The organism is Pseudomonas sp. Sample_9 (assembly GCF_004307535.1).
GTDB lineage: Bacteria > Pseudomonadota > Gammaproteobacteria > Pseudomonadales > Pseudomonadaceae > Aquipseudomonas > Aquipseudomonas mercuritolerans.
Window position 1 is genome coordinate 1 of the sequence record NZ_RAZO01000365.1, and the last position, 8,539, is coordinate 8,539.

8 protein-coding genes are annotated in these 8,539 nt (G+C 61.6%); 6 read left to right on the forward strand and 2 right to left on the reverse strand.

Annotation, left to right across the window (positions count from 1 at the left end; genetic code table 11):
• The 4 genes from D6877_RS20945 to D6877_RS20960 all read left to right on the forward strand — a co-directional run.
• A partial coding sequence (locus tag D6877_RS20945; protein ID WP_130911986.1) for an RsmD family RNA methyltransferase occupies positions 1-425 on the forward strand: 425 nt, incomplete at its 5' end.
• Between the two features lie 110 nt (positions 426-535).
• Positions 536-1,879: a pitrilysin family protein gene (locus D6877_RS20950; protein WP_130911987.1), complete on the forward strand. Its 1,344-nt coding sequence runs from the start codon at positions 536-538 to the stop codon at positions 1,877-1,879.
• A complete protein-coding gene (locus tag D6877_RS20955; RefSeq protein WP_130911988.1) occupies positions 1,872-3,344 on the forward strand; it encodes a pitrilysin family protein in 1,473 nt (490 codons plus the stop codon). Before D6877_RS20950 ends, D6877_RS20955 begins: the two co-directional genes overlap by 8 nt.
• A 69-nt stretch (positions 3,345-3,413) precedes the next feature.
• Complete coding sequence (locus tag D6877_RS20960; RefSeq protein ID WP_130911989.1) at positions 3,414-4,421, forward strand: hydrolase; 1,008 nt, start codon at positions 3,414-3,416, stop codon at positions 4,419-4,421.
• A gap of 251 nt (positions 4,422-4,672) precedes the next feature.
• Here the strand turns inward: D6877_RS20960 and D6877_RS20965 are convergent, their stop codons facing one another.
• Positions 4,673-5,527, reverse strand: coding sequence for a sulfurtransferase (locus D6877_RS20965; RefSeq protein ID WP_130911990.1), 855 nt, complete (start codon positions 5,525-5,527; stop codon positions 4,673-4,675).
• Between the two features lie 31 nt (positions 5,528-5,558).
• On the reverse strand, positions 5,559-6,230 hold the full coding sequence (locus D6877_RS20970; protein ID WP_016772708.1) for a TetR/AcrR family transcriptional regulator: 672 nt from the start codon (positions 6,228-6,230) through the stop codon (positions 5,559-5,561).
• A 147-nt stretch (positions 6,231-6,377) separates the two neighbouring features.
• Between D6877_RS20970 and D6877_RS20975 the strand changes: the two genes are divergently transcribed.
• Together D6877_RS20975 and D6877_RS20980 are read left to right on the forward strand one after the other, a co-directional pair.
• A complete protein-coding gene (locus tag D6877_RS20975; RefSeq protein ID WP_130911991.1) occupies positions 6,378-7,808 on the forward strand; it encodes a coniferyl aldehyde dehydrogenase in 1,431 nt (476 codons plus the stop codon).
• 29 nt (positions 7,809-7,837) lie between these two features.
• Entirely contained in the window at positions 7,838-8,383 is a 546-nt protein-coding gene (locus D6877_RS20980) for a twin-arginine translocation pathway signal protein (protein WP_130911992.1), read from the forward strand.
• Positions 8,384-8,539: the final 156 nt, after the last annotated feature.

The window sequence follows — 8,539 nt, forward strand, 5'->3', positions numbered from 1 at the left end:
AAGGGGCGAAAGTGCTCGACCCGTTCGCCGGCAGCGGCGCGCTGTTTCTCGAAGCGCTGTCCCGTGGCGCGGCCACGGCCCAGGCGCTGGACGCCAGCAACGTTGCGGTTTCCAGCCTGAAAGAACACCTCGGCACCCTGCGCTGCAGCAACGGCCAGGTGCAAACTGCCGATGCGCTGCGCTACCTGGAAACCCAGAACGCGACGCCGTTCGATCTGGTGTTTCTCGACCCGCCGTTCAACCAGAACCTGCTGCCTGCGGCTTGTACTTTGCTGGAAGAGCGCCAATGGCTGGCGGCCGATTCGTGGATCTACACGGAAAGCGAAACAGCGCCATCGACGCTGGGCCTGCCGGGCAACTGGCGCCTGCACCGCGAACAGAAATCCGGTCGCGTGTATTACGCGTTGTGGCAACGCAGCGCCTGACCCTGCCTGCACTGGGTTGAGAGTGCGGTAAATAGTTACCGCACCCTGCCCCTCGCAAATCGCCACAGTGGTTGCCGCAATCTGCGTTAACCACTGAGGACATTTCGCGTATGGATACGCTCTGCAGCCGGATGCTGCTTTTTCTTGGCCTGGCGCCGTTCATGACGCTGGCCGCCACGCCCCCGCCGACTCATCAATTCACCCTGGAAAACGGTTTGCAGGTGTTGGTCCGTGAGGACCACCGCGCGCCGCTGGTTACTTCGCAGCTGTGGTTCAAGGTTGGCCCGGCTGACGAAGCGCCAGGGCAGACCGGGCTCTCCCACGTTCTGGAACATATGCTGTTCAAAGGCAGCAGCAAGACCTGCGCCGATGAAGCATCGCGGATTCTGGAATCCATTGGTGCCGAAGAAAGTGCTTTTACCTACGCGGATGCCACGAGCTACCAACAGACCCTGGCGCCGCGCTATCTGGGCGTCGTCTTCGAACTGATGGCCGACCTGATGTCGACCGCTCATCTGCATGCCGATGACCTGAGCACCGAAATGGCGGTGATCCGCGAAGAGCGCCATTTGCGTACTGACGACAATGTCAATGCTGCCGTTCTTGAGCACTTCTCTGCCCTGGCCCACTTCGCCAACAGCTACCGCACTCCAGTTATTGGCTGGATGCATGACTTGCAGCAGGTAGACGCCGGCGAACTTCGTCACTGGTATGAAAGCCGTTATGCACCAGGCAATGCCGTACTGGTGATCGTCGGCGACGTCACCCTCGCACAGGTGCAGCCGCTGGCCGAGCGCTATTTTGGCGTCCTTGCAAAACGCTCCGTGCCGCGCCTGCCAAGTCCCGTGGAACTGAAAGTGCCGGGCGAGCGCCAATTGACCTTGCACCGCGAAGTCCCCGCCGCGCAGTTGCTGATGGCGTTCAATGTTCCCGGACTGGCCACTGCGAAAGATCCGCGCACCGTGCACGCCTTGCGTCTGATCAACGCGATACTGGGCGGCGCCAACGGCGCGCGGCTGCAACAGAAGCTGATGTTTACCGATCGCGTGTTCAATCGCATCGACACCGTTTACAACCAAATGACGCGCGGCGACAGCCTGTTGCTGTTGACCGCCGAATTGGCCGATCCACCGCTGACCGATCTGGCAGGTGCGCAAGCGCGGGTGTGGGCGCAAATCGATGCATTGCGCACCACGCCGCCGTCGCTGGAGGAGCTGGAGCGGGCACGTACGCAACTGATCGCGCAGCAGGTGTATGCCAGCGATTCGATACAGCAACAGGCCCGTCAGCTCGCCTCGTACCCGACCATCGGCTTGCCCTGGCGCCTGCTGGATGAAGATGCCGAAACGTTGGCGAAAGTGACGCCGGAGCAGATTCGCGACGCGGCCGCCCTCTGGCTGACCCGCGAGCGTCTGGGTGTTGCCCACGTGCACAAGGCGGCCGCCAATGAATAGTCTTTCACTGCTCACAGGATTCGTGCTGATCTGCCTGACCGCAGCGGCTTGCGCTGATGGCCAGCCTGCGCAGAAGCGGACCTCACGCCTGCAATCGCTCGGTGAAGTCAAAGCGCTGGAAATCAAACCGCGTGCATTGAAGATCAGAGGCTGGAAAACCCGCAACGATACCAAGGTGCTGTTCGTACGCACGACCGACCTGCCGATGTTCGATATTCACGTCAGCTTCGCGGCGGGCAGTGCTCGGGACGGTGATCGGTCGGGCCTGGCAGCCACGACATTTTCCCTGCTCAACGAGGGGGTACCGGGCAAGGACCTGTCCGCCGTCATGGCAACCTTCGACGGGCTGGGCGCGCAATGGGATATGGAAATCGATCATGACCGCGCCATGTTCTCCTTGCGCAGCCTCAGTGATCCGGCAAAACGCCTGCCGGCCATCAGCCTGCTGACACAAATTCTCAGCGAGCCACTGTTGAGCGAGGAGCGCCTGGCGCCGGTCAAGCACGAACTGCGCGCCGCGCTCTCCGCGGAGCAAGCCGAAGCCGGTTATCAGGCTTTGCAACGAGTCAAGACATTGCTGGCGCCGGACAGCCCTTACAGTCTCCCGGTCTACGGCACCGAGTCGGGGCTCAGTGCCGTGACGCGTGCTCACGTGGAGGATTTCCACCGCCGCTATTACGCTGCCCGCCATGCGCAAATCACTCTGGTCGGCGATCTCACTGTGGCGCAGGCGCAGGCGATCAGCCTGCAAATCAGCGATGCCCTGCCCACGCCACCCGACGCGTTTTTGGCTTCAGCGACTGCCAGCCCGAGCGCCTTACAGACCGGCCACCTCGAATTGGCGCAGCAGCAGCAGACACACATCGTTTTCGCCCAGACCAGCGTACCGCGTCGCCATGCCGATCATGCCGCCCTGTACGCCGCCGGTCAGATTCTCGGTGGTGGCAGCAACAACCGTCTGATGAACGAATTGCGGCACAAGCGCGGACGGGTCTATGACGTCTACGGCGCCAACATCAATTGGGCCGGCGGCGCTGGATTAGTGACCTTCACCTTGCAGACCGGCAATTCAGTCAGCGCTGGCACCGCCGCGCTGGTGCGCGACATGCTCAATGAGTTTCTCCGGGATGGGCCGACCACGCTGGAGCTGGAGCATCTCAAGCGCAGGCTGGCCAACAGGAACGTGCTGGACAGCGCCAGTAATCGGCAGATTCTCGCCAGACTAGTGGAAATCAACCGCTACGACCTGCCGCTCGATCTCGATTACACAGTGCAGCAGGTGCTCAGACTGACAGTGGCCGATGTTAAAAACGCGATGGACCGGCATCTTTCGGCAGATCGCTGGGTGTCGGTCACCGCAGGTGCCACTGTCGAACAGCAGCCATTACCTGAGCCAGAGGCTGCACCGGTCAGCGAGGCTGATGAGAGCATGTGTCGCGCCGACACCGGCTTTGTGGCAAGTTAGGCGCTTCATTGAGAAGCGGCTGGCGCACCGGGCGCCTGCCGCTTTACGCAAGACCTGTCGAGATTTGCCGTGCAACCACCGTCCGCGCTTCCTGCCTCCCGCTTCGTTCCGGCTTTCGGCCTCGGCAATCCGCACCTGCAAACCCTCTGGGGTCCTTTGTGGCGCAAGACCGTGCACATCGAGCGCGAACGCGAACGCCTGTGGCTCGAGGACGGCGACTTCCTCGACCTCGACTGGCACGGCCCGCACAGTGCCGAGGCGCCGTTGGTGCTGGTACTGCACGGTTTGACCGGCTCATCCAATTCGCCCTACGTGGCGGGCATTCAGAAGACGTTGGCCGAGCAGGGCTGGGCCAGCGTCGCGCTGAACTGGCGCGGTTGTTCCGGCGAGCCGAATCTGTTGCCGCGCAGCTACCACTCCGGCGCCAGCGAAGACCTTGCCGAAGCCATCCAGCACCTGCGCGCGAAACGCCCGTTGGCACCTTTGTATGCGGTCGGCTATTCACTGGGCGGCAACGTGCTGCTCAAACATCTGGGTGAAACTGGTAGCAATAGCGGCTTGCTCGGCGCGGTGGCAGTCTCGGTGCCGTTTCGCCTCGATCAATGCGCCGATCGCATCGGCCAGGGATTTTCGCGGGTTTATCAGGCGCATTTCATGCGTGAGATGGTTGCCTACATCAAGAACAAGCAGCGCCAGTTCCAGCATGACGGGCGCGAAGACGGCCTGGCGAAACTGGCCGCGCTGGGTTCGCTGGAGAACATGCGCACATTCTGGGATTTCGATGGCCGGGTCACCGCGCCGCTGCATGGCTTCAATGATGCCGAGGATTACTACCGCCGCGCCTCGAGCCGCTACTACCTCGGCGAAATCCGCACGCCGACGCTGATCATTCAGGCGGCGGACGATCCTTTCGTATTTCCCCACAGCTTGCCGCAGGCCGATGAGTTGTCAGCCTGCACCCAATTCGAATTGCAAACGCGTGGTGGTCATGTCGGTTTCGTCGACGGCTCGGTGCGCAGGCCCGGGTATTACCTGGAGCGGCGTATCCCGCAATGGCTGGCCGCCACCAGTGTGTGAACAGCGCATATCCCATGTAGGAGTGAGCCTGCTCGCGAATGCGTCCTGTCAGCTAATCAATTGTTAACTGACACACCGCTTTCGCGAGCAGGCTCGCTCCCACAGGGATTTGTGTCGGCATGAAAATGCATGGCACAACCTGGTTCAATGTGGGAGCGAGCCTGCTCGCGAAAGCGGTGAGTCAGTTGGCATTTAACTCACAGACATACCGCCATCGCGAGCAGGCTCACTCCTACAGGAGATCGCTGTGTTTATTCGCCGGTGGCAATGCCGCGCGATGGCTCGTTGATCCACTCGCTCCACGATCCGGCATACAGCGCCCCCAGCGGATAACCGGCCAGGCACAGTGCGAACAGGTTATGACACGCCGTCACTCCGGAGCCGCAGTAGGCGACCAGTTCCGACGGTGAGCGATCGCCCAGTTTCGCCGCAAAGCGCTGGTTGAGCTGCTCTGCCGGCAAAAACCGTCCATCACTGCCGAGGTTGTCGGTGAACGCCGCACACTGCGCGCCGGGAATATGCCCGGCCACCGGATCGATCGGTTCCACTTCGCCCTTGAAGCGCGGCAAGGCGCGGGCGTCGAGCAGGGTCAGGGTTGGCTGGCCGAGGCGCTGCTGCAATTGCTCGGCGCTGAGCAACAGGCTCATGTCCGGCTGACCACTGAAGTTACCCGGCGTCACGCTAGGCGGATCCAGACTCAGCGGCAGGCCAGCCGCGTGCCAGGCCTTGAGCCCGCCGTCGAGAATGAACACGCCGTCGCGCTTGCCCAGCCATGCCAGCAACCACCACGCCCGCGCCGCGTACGCACCCGGGCCGTCGTCATACAAAACCACATCGCTGTCGTTGCTGATGCCCCAGGCTTGCAGGCGTTCGTTCAGCGCCGCCGGCTCGGGCAACGGATGACGCCCGGTCACGCCCTTCTCGACTTTACCGCTCAGATCCCGTTCCAGATCGGCGAAACTCGCCCCGGCAATGTGCCCTTCGGCATAGCTGCGCTGGCCGTAATCCGGATCTTCTAGGGCGAAACGACAATCGAGAATCACCAGCCGCGGCTGCTCTTTGCGAGCGTCCAAAGCTTGTGGGCTGATCAACTGCGCAATCGACATAACGGGCTCCTGTGGAATTCGGCTGAACGGTTTATTTCACGTCTTCAAGGGCCTGCGCCAGCGGCACGTAGAACTCGTCGAACAATGCGTTGACCTCATCCCGCGCCTGATCGGTGACGAACCCCGCTTCCAGCACCAACACCTGATACACGCCACGCTTAACGGCCTGTTCGCTGAGGTGGTTGGAGTTTTCCCGCGTGGTGCACAGAAAACGCACCCACGAGGTCAGGATGATCCACGCATTGAGGGTCAGCGATTCGATCTGCACGCGATCCATTTTCAGGATGCCGGCGGCGACAAAACCTTCGTAGATTGCGGCCCCCTGGATCACGCAGCGCTGGGAAAAGCGCCGATAACGCGCGGCCAGCTCCGCATCGCTGTCGAGCAAATGCTCGAGGTCGCGATGCAGAAAGCGGTAGCGCCACATGGCCGAAAGCAGTTCCTTCAAATAGAACCGCTTGTCTTCGACGGTCGCCGGACGGCCCTGGGGCGGACGCAAAAAGCTGTCCACCAGGGCTTCGTACTCACTGAACAACACGGCGATGATCGCCTGCTTGTTGGGGAAGTGGTAGTACAGGTTGCCCGGAGAAATCTCCATGTGCGCGGCGATGTGATTGGTGCTGACGCTGCGCTCGCCCTGCTGATTGAACAGCTCCAGGCTGTTCTGAACGATGCGCTCGCTGGTTTTTATTCGTGGGGCCATGGCTTGAGCTTTAATTCAGAGTGCGTTGACGGCGCATCTTACGACCTAACCGGAAGTGGATAAAACACTGACGTGCGCGGAAGTCGTTTGACTTTCTAGAGCATAGACTCTAAAAAGTGCCCACTACAATAAAATCCGGAGCCTGCGATGACTGCCGACATTGCCTATTTGCAAACACTGCAACAGCCTCTTGAAACCCTCGATCGGCAGTTCCAGGCACAACGGGCCGCGTACGCCGCCAACCCGATGCCGCCGGCCGCGCAACGTCAGCAATGGCTCAAGGCTTTGCGCGATCTGCTCAGCGCTGAGCGGCAGGCATTGATCGACGCGATCGGCGCCGATTTCAGTCACCGCAGCGCCGACGAAACCCTGCTCGCCGAACTGATGCCGAGCCTGCACGGCATTCATTACGCCAGCCGTCACCTGAAAAGCTGGATGAAGCCTTCGCGGCGCAAGGTCGGCGTGGCGTTCCAGCCTGCTTCGGCGAAGGTGGTTTATCAGCCATTGGGCGTGGTCGGTGTGATCGTGCCGTGGAACTACCCGTTGTATCTGGCCGTAGGGCCGATGGTCGGCGCCCTGGCGGCGGGCAATCGGGTGATGCTCAAGCTCAGCGAATCGACCCCGGCCACCGGGCTGCTGCTCAAAGAACTGCTGGCGCGGATCTTTCCCGAAGACCTGGTCTGTGTGGTGCTGGGTGAGGCGGATGTCGGCGTGGCCTTCTCGCGCCTGCCTTTCGATCATCTGCTGTTCACCGGCTCCACCAGCGTCGGCAGGCACGTCATGCGCGCTGCCGCGGAAAACCTCACGCCAGTCACCCTGGAACTGGGTGGCAAGTCACCGGCAATCGTATCCAGCGACGTGCCGCTCAAGGACGCCGCCGAACGCATCGCCTTCGGCAAAACCCTCAACGCCGGGCAGACCTGCGTCGCGCCCGACTATGTGCTGGTGCCGGAAGACCGCGTCGGCGCTTTCGTCGAGGCCTATCGTCAGGCTGTGAAAGGCTTCTACCCGACCCTGACCGACAACGCCGACTACACCGCGATTATCAATGAGCGCCAACTGGCCCGGCTCAACAGTTATGTCAGCGACGCGACCAGCAAGGGCGCGCTGCTGATCCCGCTGTTCGAGCAAGGCCAGGGCCGACGCATGCCACACAGCGTGCTGCTCAATGTCAGCGATGAGATGACCGTGATGCAGGACGAAATCTTCGGCCCGTTGCTGCCAATCGTGCCTTATCGCGATCTGGAGCAGGCATTCGCTTACATCAATCAGCGGCCTCGTCCTCTGGCTCTTTACTACTTTGGCTACGACAAACGCGAGCAGCATCGCGTACTGCACGAGACCCATTCCGGCGGTGTGTGCCTGAACGACACTTTGTTGCATGTCGCTCAGGACGACATGCCCTTCGGTGGCATCGGTCCCTCGGGCATGGGCCATTACCACGGCCACGAAGGTTTCCTGACGTTCAGCAAGGCCAAGGGCGTGCTGATCAAACAGCGCTTCAACGCGGCCCGGCTGATCTACCCGCCCTACGGCACATCGATTCAGAAACTGATTCAGAAGCTGTTCATTCGCTAAACGTTCGTCGACGCCGGGTAATAACAACAATGCACCCAAGCCTGACCGAAACACCCGCCCTGTCGCGCCGTGGCCTGCTGAAATTCAGCCTCGGCGCCAGCGCGTTTCTCGCCACCGCCGGCCTTGGCGCCAGCCTCACTGGCTGCTGGTCGAGCATCAGCGCCAACGGCTTTGTCGTTTTGCGCGACGGCGATCTGCTGTTCCTGCGCGCGCTGATCCCGGTGATGCTCGACGGCGCCGTTGCCGCCGGGGAAATGCCCGCAGCGGTCGACGGCACGCTGAAGTCACTGGATTACAGCCTCGACCACCTGTCGCCGGAAATGCTCAAGCTCACTCGGCAACTGTTCGACGTGCTGGGCATGGCCGTGACCCGTGGCCCGCTCACCGGCATCTGGGGCAGTTGGGAAAACGCCAGCCCTGAAGCGATGCGGCATTTCCTCGAACGCTGGGAGAACAGTTCATTGAGCTTGCTGCGCATGGGCCATAGCTCATTGCAGCAGATGGTGATGATGGCCTGGTACACCCGCGCCGAGTCCTGGGCTCATTGCGGTTATCCCGGGCCGCCGAAGGTCTGAAACCGGGGCGAGGCCTTCGCGAGCAGGCTCGCTCCCACATTTGAAATGCATGTCCCTGTGGGAGCGAGCCTGCTCGCGAAGGGGCCAACTGCATCACCTCAGCATCCAGAATAATAAAGAGAACCTGACCGATGCCCGTACCCGATCCCTTCCGCG